Source organism: Thermogladius calderae 1633 (assembly GCF_000264495.1).
GTDB lineage: Archaea > Thermoproteota > Thermoprotei_A > Sulfolobales > Desulfurococcaceae > Thermogladius > Thermogladius calderae.
Map to the genome: position 1 here is coordinate 1,126,473 of NC_017954.1, position 17,888 is coordinate 1,144,360.

A 17,888-nucleotide genomic window follows, 5' to 3' on the forward strand; every position below is an offset into this window, starting at 1 on the left:
AACAGGTATTGTCGTTGGACACAGTTTGCCTAGCCGACAGGGGAGCCTGCGAGGCTATAGCCTGGAAGGAAGAGGCCCCGGGTGGACCTGTGGGGAGGCACCGGCGAGTGGTGATCGTAGAACCCAGTCTCAGGTCTGCCCTAGCCCTAGCCATCGAGCTACTTGTAAGGGGTAGGCCTGCGAAAGTCGTGGTCGCACCGGCAGGGGGCGGCTTGTCCAGAGAGAGCCCTCTCATACGCGGGCTACTAGTCGCGCTGCTGAAACTAACCACCCCCTTTACCCGGGTAGAGGTCTACTCTTGGAGAGACTACGCTGTTCTGTCAGCGGCCCTCGGCAACGTTGTACGCCTAAACCCGTCCGCTGCAGTGTTCAAGGTGTGGAGAAGGCACCAGCCATACCCGGTCACGCCCGTAGTCGTCGTTGCTGGTGGGGAGCCCCGCGACCTGGACAGGATCGCGGACTACCTGTCCGAGAACAGGCTCGGGCTAGTAATAGTAGTCTCCCCGGCCCCCCCGAGGGCTGCGAAGGCGAGCCCACTCGTGGTCTACGTTGTCTCTGACTGCTACGGCGACGTCGCGTGGTCGGCTAGCATCTGCCTCACCCCTTCCACGTCGATACACTCTATTCTCGCAGCCTCAGAGTGTCTGAGGAGCGGGAGGGCTGTCGTTGCCCCGGAGGGCCTCCCCCTCCTAGTTGGTAAGAGGTTGAGGGAAGCCGTGGTCTGGGCTAGGGACTTGAGCCTGGAAGAGCTGTTGTCAGCCCTGTTGACCGCTATCAACAGGCTCGGAGACCTGAAAAAGCTCTTCCTCCGGGAGCGGGAGACAGCCTAGACGGCTCCGAATAGCCTGAACGCCATTATCTTCGCCGCGTCTGTCAGCATGAGTGTCACGGCGACCGAGTAGAGGAAGCCCACCACCACGGCGTGTAGTGGTATCGCGGGTATCACCCAACCTTGATAGACTAGTACAGTCCCCGCGATTATGTCGCCGACGATCGAGAGGGCCACGGTTAAGCTGGGCTTACTGCTCCAGAACCAGCCGGTCTCCCTGAAGTTGAGTATGTTGAAGAGCCCGGACAGTAGCAGGACGTAGAAGACGAACGTCCTTGTCTGGTCAAGCGGGAGGGCCAGGTAGTCGATCGCGATGTAGAGCGCTAGGAACAGCTCGAGAATCTTCACGAGGCCCAGCACCACGGATATGGTCACTAACTTCCGTATGTTCCACCTCTCTGGCTTCTTACTGGGCCTCAGCCTGTCGGTGCTGATCGAGAGGGTTACGAAGTCGTAGAGGAACAACATGAGTATCATGTGGGTCGGTGTTAGAACGGGTAGGCCGAGGAATAGCGTGGATATCGCGACGAAGTAGACGATCTGGAACGTCTTGACGACCTTGTTCAGAGACCAGACAACGATCCTCCTGTACACCATCCTGCCGAGCTTGATTATGTCCACTATATTCCTCAGCCCCGGCTTAGTGAGGACAACCGACGCCGACAGCTTCGCGATGTCTGTGGCGTTGCTCACGGCCACGCCCAGGTCGGCCCTCTTCAGTGCGGGGGCGTCGTTGACGCCGTCGCCCGTCATGCCTACTACGTGCCCCTTCTTCTGCAGGGCGACCACGATGTCGTGCTTCTCTTCGGGTATCACCTCTGCGAAGGCGTCTATGCCCTCCACGAGGCTCGGTATCTCCTCCCTTGGCACTCCCTTGAGCGTGACCACTCTCCCGCCTATACCGACGACCCCCGAAATAGTCTTAGCCACGTAGACGTTGTCGCCTGTTATCATGATGGGCTTGACGCCCATCTCCTTGATCTCCTTGATGAAGAGCGGTGAGTCGTCCCTGGGCTTGTCGTATAGGCCTAAGAGACCCACGACCTTGAAGACGCCGCTCTTCTCGACCCCCACCGCTAGGGGCCTCTCGCCTCTACTGCTCATCCCCTTGATCAACGTCTCGTACCTCGACTTGTCCAGGCCCTTGTCCATCTCGGCGAGTACCTGTGGAGCTCCCTTAACGGCCCTTACCTCTACACCGTTGACTCTCGCTATTGCCTCTGTCCTCTTGGTCTCGGGGCTGAAGGGCCTGAACTCTAGTACCTCGACGCCTTGTTTCGAGACGCCTTTTTCTTTGGCCGCTTCTAGTACGGCCCTGTCGATCGGGTCTTTGCTGTCATCCTCGGACGCTAACAACGCGTAGAGTAGGACATCTCTCTCGGAGTACTCGCTAGAGAGGGGTACGACCTCCCTGACCGTTATCCTGTTCTCGGTGATCGTACCCGTTTTGTCCAGGCATATCACGTCCATCATAGAGCCCGCCTCTATCGCCTCCAGCCTCCTCACGATGACCCCCGCCTTCGCTAGCTCAATGCTCCCCAGCGCGAGTGTTATAGTGGTCATGGCAGGCAGTGCTATCGGTATAGAGGCTATCAGGAGGGTTAGCGTGAAGGGCAGTAGGTCGAGGAAGCTCGTCCTGCTCATTACGAGCTTTATGGCTACCAGGACTATGAAGAAGACGTCGGCGGCCAGGAGGCCCTTGGTTATGCTCGCAGTTATCTCCTCTATAATCAGCCTAGGCTTGCTGACCTGGACTAGCTCGACCGTCTTCCCGTACCTCGTCGACACGCCCGTCGCGGTGACCTTGACTACCCCCTCACCTCTCAGTACCGTGCTACCCGCGTACACCTTGTCGCCCGGGTTCTTGTCGACCGGGAGGGACTCGCCCGTCAAGGCGGACTCGTCGACGATCAGGTGGCCGGTGACGAGCTCCCCGTCAGCCGGGACTACGTCGCCCAGCTTCAGCTTGACTACGTCGTCAGGCACTATGTACTCGGCGGGGACGTCGGTCCACTCCCCGTCTCTCAGGACTCTCACAACGACTCTCAGCTTGGACTTGAGGAGCTCTACAGCCTTCTCGGCCCTGTGCTCGTGTATAATGCCTATCACAGCGTTGACGAGTAGTAGGGCGACCATGACGGTGAAGTCGACGTACCTCCCAAGCACGAACGATATAGCGGCGGCCGCCTCGATGGTGTAGGGGGTGAGTCCCGTGAACTTCTTCAGGAAGAGCTTGATGAGGCTCTCCTTCTTCTCCGGTACGACGTTGAGCCCGTACCTCTTGATCCTCTCTTCAACCTCGGCTTTTGTAAGCCCGCGTAGGCTGCTCAAGTAGAGCCACCTCTACTCCGCGTCTACAACAAGTAGAATTATATTGAGAAGAGGTTAAGAGCCTACTTCGAGTGGAGCAGGTACACGTACTCGTCGTTCGCGTCCATCTTGAAAAGGCCGAGGAACGCGCCCCACTGGAGTATGTTCCGCTTAGCGTCGTTCAAGTGGAGGTGGTAGTACTGGGAGAGAACGCTCTCGTACTCGTCGGAGGTTATGACCTTCCTCCTGGAGAGCACGTCGAGTAGCGTGCTGAGCGGCTCTACCCTCTTGGCGTTCTCCCTCAGCAACTTCTTAACGTTCTTTATGTTGCCCGTCACGATTCTCTCGCCCAGCTCTGTGAGCACCACGTCGCCGTTGGGGGCGATCGCGACTAGCCCGAGGCTCTCCGCAACGTCGATTACGTGGGGCAGTATGTCGATGTTCTCGCCTAGCAGGTCCCCCAGGTTCATGGGGTCTGCCTTCCCGCCCAAGCTGTGGAGGGCCTCAACAAGGCCGAGTAGGTGGTCCGGTGTTAAGTAGTACGGTAGCACGATCTTCTTTGTATCTTGTGACAACCCCCTCTAAGCACCCCGGTGGATATATTAAATGCTCTGGATCCTAATAAACTTGACAACATGGAACGGTGTCTGCTTTGGTCCCGGAGCTCGTCGTGGCAACGCTTATGAGCCTCTACAGGATGTTCGCGGCATACCTTTTATCGCTCTTGATCGCCCTGTTTACGGGCATCGCGATGGCCAGGAACAGGGTCGTCGAGACGGTTCTCCTACCCATCCTAGACGTCCTCCAGTCCATACCCATACTGGGCTTCTTCCCCGTCGTCTTATCCGTGTTTGTCTACGCGCTGGGCCCGGGTGTGGGGGGCGAGCTGAGCGCAATAGTCCTGATAACGACGAGCCTGGTCTGGAACATGATCTTCGGCGTGTACGCGTCTGTTAAGTCCCTCGACCCCTCCTTCGACTTGATGGCCAGCGTGTACAGGATACCGCTCCCCCTTAAGGTGGCCTTGGTGTACGCCCCCGCCTCGCGCACGTCTCTTCTCTCCAATAGCATAATATCCTGGGCGGGCGGCTGGTTCTTCCTCACGAGCGCGGAGGTGATCTCGATGGGGTCCCAGACCCTCAAGCTGGTCGGGCTGGGGAGCTTCATATTCGACGCCTCGAACAGGGGGGACGCCCAGGCCTTCGCGGCCGGCATAGCAGTCTTATTCGCCGTCATCCTCGCAACCTACATACTCCTCTGGAACCCGGCTGTGGTGAAGTACACGGGGCTCGCCATACTCCCTGGTGTGGCGGCGGTCTACGACCTCCTCGAGAAGCTTACGAGGCTTTTCTGGGGGCTCGTGGTAAGGGCTGTCCTGAAACTCTGGGTCTACTCCAGGAGGCTCGCGCTACCTGCCACGGCCTTAATCCCGGCCGCTCTGCTGGGCCCCCGGGTGGAGCTACCCGGGGTCTCCGCCGTCACATTCTACGATAACATGGTCAAATACTTGGACATGTTCCTGGGCAACGTCTGGCTGACGCTGGTCAGAGTCTACGTTGTAGTGCTCGTCTCACTACTAATATCTCTCCCGCTCGCGTACCTATCGCACAGGAGGAGGGCCACGGGGCTGGCCGCTTGTACGGCTGGGGAGCTCCTGTCGTCGATCCCGGCCGTGATCTGGTGGCCTCTACTACTACCTGTCGCCCACATCGCCCCCTGGTTCGTCATGTTCTTCGTCTACCTCCAAGGCGCCCTGTGGTACGTGTACTTCAACGTCATGATCTTCGGGCTCCAGTACGTGAAGAGGGACGTCATCGAGCTGGCGGACGTGTACAGGGTGAGGGGGTTCCTGTACTTCAAGTCCGTGTTCATACCGGCCATGCTCCCCTCTATATTGACAGGTCTAATCTCCGCCTCGGGGGGTGCCTGGAACGCCTCTATAGCCGCAGAGTACATCGCACTCGAGAACTTCGAAGTAGACATGGGAGGGGTGGGGAGCCTCATAGACAAACTCGCGGCGGGGGGCGACGCGCTCGGGGTCTTGTTCGTAGCTTTATACATGAGCCTCGTGATAGTCTTGCTAAACAGGCTCGTCTGGCGCAGGCTATTCGCTAGGATGGGGTCGAGGTTCGTTGTCGACTAAGCTCACGCTCAGCATCAGGGGGCTGACAAAGAAGTACAAGGCTTCCGGCAGGGAGGTCCTGGTCTTGGACAACATAAGCTTCGACGTAGGCGAGGAGTTCATTGCCATACTAGGGCCCAGCGGCTGCGGGAAGTCGACCCTCCTCAGGATCATAGCCGGCGTGGAGAAGCCCGACTCCGGGACCGTGGAGTTCCACCTCGGGCACGAACCGAGAGTAGGCTTCGTCTTCCAGTTCCCCACCCTCCTGCCGTGGATGACGATCCTATCCAACGTAGCGCTACCGCTGCTCGCCAGAGGGGTGGGGGAGGGCGAGGCCAGGGAGAAGGCCAGGAGGGCCCTGACCCTCGTGGGGCTTGGGGAGTTCGAGGACTTCTACCCCAACGAGCTGAGCGGGGGGATGAAGCAGAGGGTGAACATAGCAAGGGCGCTCGCGGTCGAGCCCGACTTCCTCCTACTAGACGAGCCGTTCTCCAACCTCGACCCGCTTACGGCTGAGACCCTGAGGAGCGAGGTGCTCGACCTCTGGCTCTCCAGCGTCCTGCCCCTGAAGGCGATCATAATGGTCACCCACAACGTGGAGGAGGCAGTTTTGATGGCGGACAGGATCATAGTCCTGTCGCCGCGGCCCGCGAAGATCGTGAGGGACGTCCGGGTGGACATCAAGAGGCCTAGGAGCAGGAAGATGCCCGAGGTGCAGGAGCTGGTGGACAGGATATACGAGTACGTCAGCTAGCCGGGGGCCCGAGCCCCTCCCCCACCCCCACCGAGCACACGCTACGTATGCCACAGCGAACTGTAGACCGGTACGCGTGGCGGTGCTACCCGAGGCCCTCAACGCCGCTCTCCTAGCCCACTTGCCATACCCCAGTTCTAGGAGGCACTCGTTCACGTCCTCCTACCTCGCTTTGACAGTGCGAACCTCAGGTACCTAGGGGGCGCGACACCGCAGTTAAGCGTATACTGCGCCTGGTAATCCCCTCACCCCGCTATTTGCCTTGAAAAAGTCTCTGCGATCGGGGGCGCAATGGCCTCTCGACGGAATCCACTCGAGCTAGGAGAGGCGGCGGCCTAGTACTGCCTCGGATACCCGCCTTACCGTCTATGAAACGTATACCACAGCAGGACGCTACATGTAGTACCCGCCCCGAGCTACAGGTTGACCCCGCATAGCCGCCGTCGAGAGGGAATACCTCGTAGTGTGATCCGCAACCGGCTAAGCCCTCACCGCGACCAATACTAGCTTCGCGGCACGAGCTCGGACCATATCATGGTGAACCGAGTGCGAGACCTTTACCCACACCTGGACTAGCGCTGACACTTCAGCCCGCGTCCTGGGCGCTCTAATAGGCGAGGCGGTTATGGAAGTACCAGAGCTGGAGGGCAACGTCCTATAGACTGCCGTAAGGCCGTCAGACCAGAGACCTCCAAACTACCATGCCCGCCTATGAAAAATAAACCATATATAATCAGCAGGGAGTTATTAATCATGCACACTGCTTGGTGTTATATGTTGAGCTCCTTCCTCGAGGCTGGGGAATTCCCGGTCGAGGTCGTCAATATCGCCAGTAGTAAGGAGAAGGGCCCTGGCAGGCCGCCGTTCTGGGAGATGGTGTTCTGGTGGACTAGGAAGCCTCTCGCCAGCGCTAGGGCTGTTATACTGGCGAGCCTACTGCCCGCCGACTTTAACTCGAATACCTTCCTCAGGACGGTCTACCCGAGCTATCAGGGAGGTGGGAGGTTCGGTAAGACGCCACACTTCCTCAACCCTAACTTGGGGAACCTGAGTAGGGAGCTGAGGGAGAAGATAGGAAAGGCAAGGCTCCTCGACCCCTTCGCGGGCTTCGGCTCCATACCCTTGGAGGCTGTGAGGCTGGGTGTAGGCGAAGTCGTGGCAGCAGAGCTCCTGCCCACCGCCTACATCTTCTTGAAGGCGGTCTTGGAGTACCCGAAGTGGGCTTCCAGCGAGAGGCTGGGGGAAAGGCTCGTCGGGGACGTCGAGAGGTGGGGTATGTGGGTCGTTGAGAGGCTTAGAGAGGACCCGGATCTGAGAGAGCTATACGACGAGGACGTCGCTGTCTACATAGGCACGTGGGAGGTGAAGTGCCCCTACTGCGGCAGGTACACTCCTCTAGTCGGCAACTGGTGGCTTGCGAGAGTGAAGGGCGAGAGGGGCTTTAAGGCGCTTGCCTGGATGAGGCCCGTGTTAGAAGGAGATAGGGTCGAGATCAGGGTCGAGGAGGTCACAGACCCCGGAGAGCTGGAGTCCGCAACGCTGGTCAAGAGGGGCGATAAGATCGCCGCGGTCGAAATAAACGGGAGGAGGCTGACCGTGGGGGACCCGGCCCTCCAGGGAGACCCCAACATTAACGCAAGGAAGAGCGAGGCGATATGCCTAGCCTGCCACGCGAGGATCACGGGGAGCGGGGAGAAGTGGCACGTGAAGAGCTCGCTGAGGGAGTGGAACAGAAAGCTCGAGGAGTACCTCAGAGGAGAGATAACACTAGAACAGCTCAGGCAGGCACCGGCGAGGCCTAGGATACTCGTAAAGGTCAAGATACGGGGGGACAGTCTACACTTCGAGCCAGCCACAAGCATGGACGACGAGAAGCTCTGGAGAGCGCTTGAGAAGCTGAGGCAGATTTGGGGAGACCCAGACATACCAACAGAACCGATGACACCATACGGTGGACCCACCTTAGGAGATCCACCTTTGATCTTTAGAAACTTTTACAAGCTCTTCAACCCGCGCCAGCTCCTAACCTTGGTTAAGCTCGTCAAGCTGGTCAGGGAGGCCGGGAGGAAGGTCGAGGAGGAGAAGCTCGGAGAAGGCTGGGACAGAGAGAAAGCACACAAGTACGCGGAAGCAGTAACAACATACCTGGCAATAGCGCTAGTAAAACAAGCCGATTACAATAGTATAGTAGTAGCTTGGAATCCTGCGACGGGTTTTGGATCATCATTAGCATTACTACATGCAGGGCATACATTATCATTTAGAGGCATAGCTATGGCCTGGAACTTCGTAGAATATAATTTCATAATAGACAAGGTTGGTTATGAGAAGTTTACCTCAATGGTTATTGATGGTCTTTCTTATCTCGTCTCTGCTGTTAGTGGTAGTCCTAGTAGGGTTAGGGTTCTGCTCGACGATGCCACTGTTCTAAGTAAGCTCGGGGGCGAGAAGTTTGACTTGATCGTCACGGACCCGCCTTACAGGGACGACGTACCCTACGCTGAGCTCAGCGACTTCTACTACGTGTGGCTCAAGAGGGCCTTGAGCGACGTTGAGGGCTCGTTGCTCAAGCCCAGGTTCCACGCAGATGCCTTCTTCAGGGACGGCGTCGAGGTAGCTACTCAGTGGGAGTGGTTCGCCTCCAGGGAGGTCTCTCTCAGTCTAGGGCGGTGTAAGTACTTCGAGGGGCTCGCCGAGCAACTCTGTGAAGAGAAGTACAGAGAAATGCTCGCCAAGTCTTTCAGGGCTATGGCCGACAGGCTCAGCGAGGACGGAGTACTGGTAACCTACTTTGCCCAGAGCTCCAGGGAGGGCTGGATCGCCCTAATAGAGGCGGGGTTGTCTAGGGACCTCGCGCCCACCTCCGCATTCCCGGTACTGACGGAGAGCGAGGAGAGCGTGGTCGCAAGAGGTAAATCCGCAATAACAGCCAGTATTGTCGTCTCTTGGAGGAAGGTGAAAGAGGCGAAACCCGTTGACGTTGCCGCGGATTACGAGCAGCTCCTAGACAAGGCGGTCAAAGTGGTGAAAGAGGTCGAGTCCTCGCTCGCCAAAGCCCACGAGAAGGTCGCCCCGAGCATGTTCGGGGTCACGGTGTACGTCATGTCCTACGCGAAGGTTTTAGGGTTGCTGACCAGTGGCGGGAGGCCCGTGAAGTCCGGTAAGCAGGTGGGCTCCGGCGAGATCGCCGAAATCGCCTCCGAGCTACTCGCCCGCGCCTACGCGCGGGGGGCTGGGGCAAACCTCTCGCTCGGGGACTCGGTGTTCTACTTCCTCGTCAAAAAGGTTTTCGCGAGGGGCGGGGAGGGCAGGAGGCTCGCGTCCAGCAGCGACCTAATACTCCTCAGCTACGGTACGCAAGCAGGGGGGGCCAGGCCGCTGGAGGGGTTCTGGAAGAGGGGTATAATCAAGGCCTACGGGAGGGAGGAGGAGACAGAGGTGTCGAGTAGGAAGACCTACATCCTCGTAGAGCCCTCCAGGGCTGGCGACGAGGTGGAGCTAGCCGAGGTGCTCAAGCTCCACGGGGTAAACCCGGAGAACCCAAAGACCTTCAAGAGCCCCGTCCACGTGCTCCACGCCCTGATGCTGTACTCCATGAGGCCCAAGGACGTGTTCAAGAAGTACTACGACAAGGCCTACTCCGAGAACCCCCAGTTGACGTCTGAGGCCTTGGAGCTAGCCAAGGCGCTCTCCACCCTCGGCGGCGACCCGGAGGCGGAGCTGTCCCTCCGAGTCCTGGACTACGTAGGTGTCAGGGTCGAGAGACAAAACAGGGGGGTGAGCCTGCTTGACTACCTCAAGCGTTAAGCCATTTACCAGCGTGCTCAAGCCCAGGAAGGAGGTTCTCGAGGGCAGGATAATCGAGGCCCTAAGCCTCGCAGACGCTTACATAGCTAACGAGTTGAGAGGGAGGGTCGAGGGCGTCGAGAGCCTGCCTGAGAGCCCGCTGTACGAGCCCAAGGAGTTCCTGAAGAGGACATACTTTAGCGAGTCCATGAAGAGGGTCCTCCTGAACGTTATGGGGTCTTTAGCAGGTGTCCAGTACCTCTACAAAGACAAGGAGGGGCTAGACAAGTTTAAGGTACAGAATAGGATTCTAATTATACCCAGCCACCTAGGGGGCGGGAAGACCCACCTCCTCACCACCCTCTACTTCGTGGCGAAGCTGGTTAACGAGGAGGGGGCGCACGCACTAAGGTACCTGGAAGTGGACGATAAGACAAGGAATGCGCTCAAGCACGCTATAGACGTATTAGTCCAAGCGGGTAGGAAGATACAGGTAGTCGCCCTAGTAGGAGACAGGAAGTACCTCGCGCCCAGCCCGCTGAACCCCGTGACCGTCGACGGAGTGAAGGTCAACACTCCCTGGGGCCTCCTCGCCCACCTCCTACAAGAGTACGATAAAGTCCGCGTAGGAGACGAATCCTTCGCCGCCCCCTTCACCGATGAAATAAAGAAAGTACTGCGGGACAAGACCGTGCTGATACTCATAGACGAGGCCGTAGAGTACTTAGAGCACGCCACGGGCGTCTCGCGTAGAGTGAAAGACTACGACGAGTCCTACATATCCTTTTTAAAGCGGCTCGCTGAGGCTGTCAACGATACGCCAAACAGCGTGTTGGTAGTCACTTTACCCGCAGAGTACAGAGAGGGACGGCTAGAGCCTGGCCCCCAACACCCTGAGTACGTGAAGAAGATCTTCGCTGAATTAGAGAGAGTTGCACCACTGAAGCTACCTCCCATGGAGAAAAAGGAAATAGTGGAAGTGTTTAAGAGAAGGCTCTTCGAGAACGCCTACGAGAGTGATGCCAAGAGGTGTGCGGCGGAGGTCGCCGAGGAGGCTTTTAATAAGGCCAGTGCGGACAATGCCCTCTCGGACGCTATCAAAATCAGGTACGGAGACATCGCCGCTTTCAAGAGGAGCCTGGAAGGGCATTATCCGTTCCACCCGTACTTTGTGGAGACGCTCGTCAACATAGCCTCGACAAGCCCAGAGCTCGGGCTGACCAGGCACTTGATATCCTACGTCGCGAGACTGGTAAAGGAGGTCTACGACACTGCATCACAGCGTAAGAGAGAGCCTCGTACAGCCCTATTCACAACCTGGCTCATACCGCTCGACGCGCCCGAGTTCAGGACTGACCTGTTGAGTAAAATGCCATCAGACGTCCAGAGCGACTTCCAGAGGATCTACGAGGAGGACGTGAAGAAGAAGTTCGGGCGGAAAGTAGAGGAGTATATATGGAGCTTGGACCCCGCCTCTCCGCAGGAGGCCCGCGACTTCGTAAAGGCAGCCGTCGCTAGGACGGTCTGGCTCACGTCTATACCCGGGCGGGGTAGCAAGAGGAGCGAAGTTGCGAAGCTCTACCCAGTATCCAAAGAGCTACCCGCGCTCGTCTACGACCCGCTCGCATTCCAGAGGGTCTTCATGGCCGACGTCGTCAACGCCGTCGATGAGCTACTAAGCGAATCGACCTACATGGTCAAGACGGATGAAAACAGGGTGCTCTACGCTAGGATCGCAGACTTGACCAAGATACTCCGCGAAAAGTACTTGAGTGTAACAGAGCACGACGCCCTCTCAGTTTTAGAGGGTTTAGTTAACGAACAGGCCATCAAAGGCGGGAGGAAGATCAGGAGAGTCCGGCCGATCACCTCACACAAGTTCCTCGAGCTCGACCTGCTCAGGAAAGAGGTCGAGGAAAACGATGATCCACTCGTGCTTATGTACATCGGCTTACAGGAGCCCGACCAAAACCTAGTCGAGTCCCTCTTGTCGAGGAACAACGTGCTGTTCCTGCTCCCCGACTACAACATGGACCCCATGGATTGGGGGCTGATGTACACCGAAACCATCAAGGCGATCGCCGGCAGAGAGCCCGACACTATGAGGGACTTCTTGCTCAACCTCCTCAAAGTCGTCAAGGCTGTCAGGGACTTGGCGAACAACCGCGAGTACCTTTTGGAGGTCGTGGGCGAGGAGCACCTGGACGATACACGGAACAAGCTGAAAAGGTTAGAGGAGGAGGTTGTAAGACATGTCGTGCTCGCGATATACACCATGATGAGGAGGGTAGTTATAGGGACGCGGAGGCAACAGTACGAGGTGGAATTGAGGCCCACGGAGGGGGTCAGCGACTTATCGAACATAGTGAGGCTACTAGAGGGGGCACTGGAGAGGAGAGGCGTCATAACTAAGTGGGAGTGGAGCGACGTCTACAACCAGCTCAGCGGGTTCAAAAAACTGTGGGACAGCAACATGAGCCTTAAGGAGCCGATCAAGGTCAAGGACCTCTGGGATCAGCTACTCAACGCCCGCGATGTAGAGCCTCACATAACGGGCTTCAGCGACCTCCTCGACGCACTGAAGACCGCGTACGAGAACTGTATGATCGCTTTCAGGTACAAGGGCGAAGTGCTGTGGATAGACTACCCGTTCTCCGAGGCCGAGGCGGAGCAGTTCTACAGGACGGGTAGGAAGTATGCTTGCAGTTGGCAGAAGGACGTCGCAAACAAGATGGAACGCCTCGGCGCCAGTGTCAAAGAGCTGGAGGCCGTGCACCCAAGCTTCGTCCTAAACGAGTACCTCGAGAGGCTACGTGCCAAGGCATCCACCAAGCCCGGGGAGAGGGTGGTACGTAGACTCGCAGTGTACATGCCCGACGGTAATAAAGTGGACCTCACGACCTTCCTCGAAACGTCTAAACAAAACATTGTTGAAGCTTTGTCCTCCCACCCAGTGGTACTCGTGGAGGAGACCCCGCCAAGGGTCTTCAATATGAGGGTGACTAGTGTCAACGGGAAGCAGCTCGGGAAGGAGCCCGTCGAGCTAGGAGGGGAGGGGGGTCTGGAAATCGTCGTTGAGGGCTCGATGGAGAGCGCCGAGGAGTTCCCTGTGGAGATAGAGCTCAAGGCCGTCGAGGAAATATCGAGACAAACGGCGTCCAGCAATAGAGTGGAGGCGAGATCCAAAGGATCGTTTACAGCAAAAATAACGGTGAACCAGCCAGGCGAGTACATCGTAGTAGTCACAGCTAGAGACGCCGCGGCGCCCAAGGGTTACAGGACAGAGGAGGTCCCGGTTGCCAGAGTCAGGGTCAGTGGAGAGTACTGTGTCAGTCGGTCGGTGAAAGGCGTGGACTTCGCCAATTGGGAGCCTCCAGTTGGCGTGAGGCTCGAGTTGACCAAGCTCAACATCGAGGGCCGAATCCTTAAAGGCGCGATCAAAAGTCTAGCAGACCTATTGAACTCTCTCAGCACGTACAGGATTTACGCAGACGGCTACGTTGAATTGGAGAACCAGGGCGAGGAGCTGAGGATAAGCTTCAGAAAGGCGAGCACGAACAGGCTCTCCAGGCTCCTACAGTCGCTGGGCGTGGACGTGGACGTGTACGCTAAGATAGAGCTCCAGAGCGCCGGGTCAAACATCAGACTGGCCGACCTTATAAAACTCGTTGAGGACAGGTTTAAGTCTCTCGAGGCCGTGCTGAGCCTGGATTACAGGGAGTGCAGGAGCGTGTGAGCATGGGGTTGCAGATCGGCGCGAACCTTAAAGTCGTGATCCAGCCCGTCCCGGCCAAGAGGCCGTACTACATGCTCCGGGTGTACGACGAGGGCAGACTATTCCTACAGGCCAAGAGGGTGCTCAAGCCCGAGTACGTCTTGAAGTGGGTTATCTACAACCAGTCTCTCATAGAGGGGGACTTCATGAAGATAGAGAAGAGGAAATCCGGCACCGTTGTTATTTCTGTGAGCAGGGCGGCTGACAGGCACTTCAAGCTCCTGCTCTTCCACTCGCTCAGCGTCCTCAACATAAAGTCGTCCAAGAAGGCCGACTGCCTAGCTACTTGTTGGTCCAGCATAGACGCTATAAGCCCCGTGATCGACGCCTTGTGGAGCCTCATGATGGTCGTTGACACGAGGAGGTTCTCCAGCCTACTAAGAGGATATTGCTTATGCAGGTAGAGGAGCCGGCGCTACCACTGAAGGGGGTTCTCAGCCTAGTTCTAGAGCCGTTATTCAAGTACAACCCTTTCTTCAGCCTCTACTACAACCCGTTCTCGTCCCCTCCAGAGCCCCAGGTTGTCTCGAAACCGTACCTCAACTTCCTCCACCAAGTCTCCCTAGTATTGGACGTGATCCCCAGGAGAAGGGTGAGGCTTCTAATAGGGGACGAGGTGGGGCTCGGCAAGACTGTCGAGGCCATCCGCCTTATCAAGTACCTAGCCATGGTGGGTGAGGCCTCGAAAATCCTGATCATCGCCCCAAGAGCCCTTATCCGGCAGTGGCTCTACTACGAGTTGTGGGACCTCCTTCACGCCCCTGGCGTCCTGAGGGTGCTTGGTAAAAAGACGGTGGAGGCAGTAAAGAGAGAACTCGAGGAGGGTGGTAAGCCCCTCATAATGGTAGCACCGCTGGACTTGGCCAAGCGTGGCACGGCGGACAAGCACGCCTATGGCCGGTACAAGCCTTACATCGAGGTACTGTCTAGTGTAGACTGGGACCTCGTGGTGTTGGACGAGGCGCACCAGGTCGGGTTCACAGGCCCCAAGCCGAGTCTCAGAGTGAAGAGGCTGAGTCCCATCCTCAAAAGAGCCAAGCACTTGATCCTACTATCTGCCACCCCTTCCAGGGGCACTCACAAGGACATGATCTTGAGGATGTCCCTTCTCATTCCCGACGCAGACACTGCGCTGCGAGAGCTAGCCGAAAACCCCGAAAAGCGGAAGAGACTCTACGAGGACGCGGCCGGTCTACTAGTCTACAGGAGGACAAAGGAGCACGTCAACCTGGCAGAGGGCAGAGAGGTGTTTACGAAGCTCAACTCCTTCATGGCCCTAGTCAAGCTAGGCGAGGCAGCGCAACTCTACGAGAGGCTCGGCAAGCTCCTAGGGAGGCTTCTAGGCCTGTTTGGCTCCAACGCGAACACCCTGCTAAAGCTGGTGTTGTTGAAGAGAGCGCTTTCCAGCCCTTACGCCTTCCTGAAGACGTTCATGAAGGTGGTGGAATCCCGCTCCACTCCAGAGCCCGAGCTTAAGAGACTACGCGTTTCCGACCGCCTCGTCGAGGAAAACCCCGACGCTCTTGTAGAGGAGGTTCTCTACTCGACTATCAGGTCCGTACCAAGCGAGCTCCGCGATGAAGCAGCACTCCTCTTGTCCGAGTTCCAGAAGCTATACGAAGCCGGGGACCCCAGCTTCAGGGCCCTGGCCTACTTGCTCTACTACTCCGCGACTGGTAGAGGCGGGGCCCCGAGCGAACTGAGAGGCGACTACATAGTGTTCAGCGAGTACAGCGACACTGTGGACTACCTCTTCTCGAAGTTCACGGAGTTCCTGAAGGGCGTGGGCTTCACCGAGAGGAGCGACCTACTCGACAAGTTGCTGGGAGGAGTTTCCGAAAAACTCTCCCAGCGGGCACCATACGCGAGGCTCAAGAGGCTCGAGTCCGTGAGAAACTCGTTCAAGGTTCTCGAGGGACAAGGCAAGTTCTTCGTCGTGGGCAAGGTCTCCTCGAAAAACCGTGAGCTCGTCTACGCGCTCCCGGCCCTCGGCGAGACGGCCGGTGAGGTGCTGGGGGCTGGCGTAGTAAAGGTCCTGTTCAGTACCGACGTAGCCTCCGAGGGATTAAACCTCCAGGAATTCAACGTCGTCGTGAACTACGACGCGACCTGGAGCCCTGTGAGGAGGGAGCAGAGGATTGGTAGAGTCTACCGTCTGAGACAGACCAGGGACTGCAGCGTAGTCGACTTCGTCAGGTACACCACTGTAGAGCTCGCGTTCTACGAGAAGCTCGTGTTAAAGCTTCTCAACATGCTCGAGCAGAAAGTCGCCACGAGGCCGATCGAGAGCCTGCTGGAGCTATACCTGGAAAAGGAGGGGTCTGGGGGCGGGGAGAGGCTCGTGGTCTCCGAGAAGTCTATCGGAGCCGCTCTGCTACACGTGTTCGAGGGCTACTACGCTAGGAGCCTCCCCATCGAGCCCCTCCTCGAGGAGGCCTACAAAATGCTGCTGGAAAAGCTGAGGACCTACAAAGACCTAGCCGAGTCGCTCACGCCGAGTTACGAGGAAGTGCGTAGGCTCCAGAAATATGTCTGGCATTTCACGGGTTGCTCCAGCCACGAGGAGTTCCAACGAGTTGTCCTCAGACTAGTGGAAGTATTCCTCGGTAGGCGCTATACGGAGCCTTCCAGGGCGATCAGGGAGCTATATAAGGCATTGGTGGGTCAGAAGCCCGCGACCGACCACGTGGTTGTTGTAAACGAGAGTGGGCTCGAGGAGGGCTATATCGCCGTAGTCGATTTCAAGCTCGGGGGGACGACCAGGTTTTCTACCCCGGTAGCTGTTCTGAGGAGAGGGGGCAACGTCGAAGTTCTAGTCGGGCTACAGGTACTGGACTGGCTGGCTCAGAAGCAGTCTGAGGGTAGACTTGATGTCCTCAAAGCAGATTGGGTGGGTAGCAAGCCACCGAGGATTTTGGAGGATGAGGTCTCTAAGTTAGCCAAGAAGCTGGACCTGCTATTATACGAGCGGCTCTGGAAGAAGCGGGATAGACTCGTAGAGCTCACAAAGACCAGGCTCGTAGACTTGGAAAGGCTGGAGGCGGAGGTCGAGAGCCCCTTCATACACGTAGTTGGAGTCGGAGGCGTCGAAGAGTACGGGATCGACTGGCAGTCACTGCCCCCCGAAAAGAGGGAGTGGATGGAAAGGGTTAGCGTTGAGCACGTCGCCAGCTTATTCAGGGAAAGGGGCTGTAGGGTTCTCGAGATTAATATAGGGAAAGCGAAGCCCTACGATGTACTCGTAGAGTGCCCGGGACCTGGTGGACCGGAGAGGCTGGAGGTCGAGGTGAAAAGCCACCTGGAAAAGGTCTTCGTCGCCGGCTTAACGGATTGGGAGACCAAAGAGGCAGAGAAGAACCCAGCGAAGTACATTGTCTGCAACGTGGCTGGGTTGAAAGAGCCCGACAGGTCTTCGTGGGTCACTGTTTGCGGAAGGTACGCCGACCTACCTAAGAGACTTGTCGTCCAGGTTAAGGAGGAGAAGCGGGCCATCATCTTCTTCGGAGGCCGCCAGGACGTTTAAGCGGCCTGTGAATGGAGCTGGGCGGAAAGGCCTCCCAGCTAGCCCTCGACCCCCGCTGGACTCCCGGGCGCAGAGGGGGTTTTGTGGTTGCCGCGGCTCAGCGTCGGGGCTGCCCAGCCTCTCCGCGCTCGCTGCTTCCACCACGCGGACGGGGCTGCTGGCGGCGGGGGCTCGAACCCGTGTATGCTTTAGATCCCCCGGGCCATGTGTAGGGGTTGGCGGGCTAGCGGGGTGTAGTGGAGTGTCGTGCGGCCAAGTCGGCGCGAGTGAACTCCTTTCCTCTGTCAGAGAGAGGGTCGTAAGGTGGGCTCTGGAGCACAGGTTCGACTACCCTTGGAGAGTGGAGAGGACGCCGTACAGGGTTCTGCTCGCCGAGTTCCTTCTCAGGAGGACCACAAGAACAGCGGTGGCCAGGGCCTTCCAAGCCCTCGTCGAGAGGTTCCCGGACGTGGAGTCGTTGCACAGTGCCCCCCTAGAGGAGGTTGAGGAGGCCCTAAAACCCCTCGGGCTGTACAGGGTGAGGGCCAGGCAGTTGAAGGAGCTCGCGGCCGTTATCGTGGAGGAGTACGGTGGCAGGATACCCGACTCGTGGGAGGAGCTGGTGAGGCTGCCGGGGGTCGGCCGCTCACCCGAGAGCGGTCTTTGACTGCCTTTCATGTTTATCGATTGCCGCCCTCGGGTTCCCCGCGGTCTCCCCGAGCCCCCTCACCGCCCTTCTGGAGCGGATCTCGGAAACCCGGGGTCACCAACAGGCTTAAAGGGAGTTGGGGTTTATAAGCCTATCTGGGG

General features: G+C 57.9%; 10 protein-coding genes. 8 read left to right on the forward strand and 2 right to left on the reverse strand.

The window, feature by feature from the left end:
- The first annotated feature begins 14 nt into the window (after positions 1 to 14).
- Entirely contained in the window at positions 15 to 830 is an 816-nt protein-coding gene (locus TCELL_RS06105) for a hypothetical protein (protein WP_048163333.1), read from the forward strand.
- On the opposite strand, the gene TCELL_RS06110 is transcribed toward TCELL_RS06105, so the two are convergent.
- Together TCELL_RS06110 and TCELL_RS06115 are read right to left on the reverse strand one after the other, a co-directional pair.
- Entirely contained in the window at positions 827 to 3,160 is a 2,334-nt protein-coding gene (locus TCELL_RS06110) for a plasma-membrane proton-efflux P-type ATPase (protein ID WP_014737865.1), read from the reverse strand. The two genes, TCELL_RS06105 and TCELL_RS06110, sit on opposite strands and share 4 nt — an antisense overlap.
- A gap of 62 nt (positions 3,161 to 3,222) precedes the next feature.
- A complete protein-coding gene (locus TCELL_RS06115; protein WP_238529004.1) occupies positions 3,223 to 3,714 on the reverse strand; it encodes an AAA-associated domain-containing protein in 492 nt (163 codons plus the stop codon).
- 68 nt (positions 3,715 to 3,782) lie between these two features.
- Between TCELL_RS06115 and TCELL_RS06120 the strand changes: the two genes are divergently transcribed.
- The 7 genes from TCELL_RS06120 (at position 3,783) to TCELL_RS07520 (ending at position 17,745) form a co-directional block, all read left to right on the forward strand.
- Positions 3,783 to 5,282 (forward strand): ABC transporter permease subunit, encoded by a 1,500-nt coding sequence (locus TCELL_RS06120; RefSeq protein WP_238529005.1) that lies wholly within the window; start codon positions 3,783 to 3,785, stop codon positions 5,280 to 5,282.
- Positions 5,272 to 6,015 carry an ABC transporter ATP-binding protein gene (locus tag TCELL_RS06125; RefSeq protein ID WP_014737868.1) on the forward strand — a complete coding sequence of 248 codons (744 nt, stop codon included), beginning with the start codon at positions 5,272 to 5,274 and terminating at the stop codon, positions 6,013 to 6,015. The genes TCELL_RS06120 and TCELL_RS06125 overlap by 11 nt, the downstream gene beginning before the upstream one ends.
- A 774-nt stretch (positions 6,016 to 6,789) precedes the next feature.
- Positions 6,790 to 9,822: a DUF1156 domain-containing protein gene (locus TCELL_RS06130; RefSeq protein ID WP_014737870.1), complete on the forward strand. Its 3,033-nt coding sequence runs from the start codon at positions 6,790 to 6,792 to the stop codon at positions 9,820 to 9,822.
- The gene (locus TCELL_RS06135) at positions 9,803 to 13,537 is read left to right on the forward strand and encodes a DUF499 domain-containing protein (protein ID WP_048163335.1); all 3,735 of its coding nucleotides are present in this window, start codon (positions 9,803 to 9,805) and stop codon (positions 13,535 to 13,537) included. The genes TCELL_RS06130 and TCELL_RS06135 overlap by 20 nt, the downstream gene beginning before the upstream one ends.
- A gap of 2 nt (positions 13,538 to 13,539) precedes the next feature.
- Complete coding sequence (locus TCELL_RS06140; protein WP_014737872.1) at positions 13,540 to 13,980, forward strand: hypothetical protein; 441 nt, start codon at positions 13,540 to 13,542, stop codon at positions 13,978 to 13,980.
- Entirely contained in the window at positions 13,971 to 17,099 is a 3,129-nt protein-coding gene (locus tag TCELL_RS06145) for an SNF2-related protein (protein ID WP_014737873.1), read from the forward strand. Before TCELL_RS06140 ends, TCELL_RS06145 begins: the two co-directional genes overlap by 10 nt.
- A gap of 241 nt (positions 17,100 to 17,340) precedes the next feature.
- On the forward strand, positions 17,341 to 17,745 hold the full coding sequence (locus TCELL_RS07520) for an endonuclease III domain-containing protein (protein WP_014737874.1): 405 nt from the start codon (positions 17,341 to 17,343) through the stop codon (positions 17,743 to 17,745).
- The last annotated feature ends 143 nt before the right edge of the window (positions 17,746 to 17,888 follow it).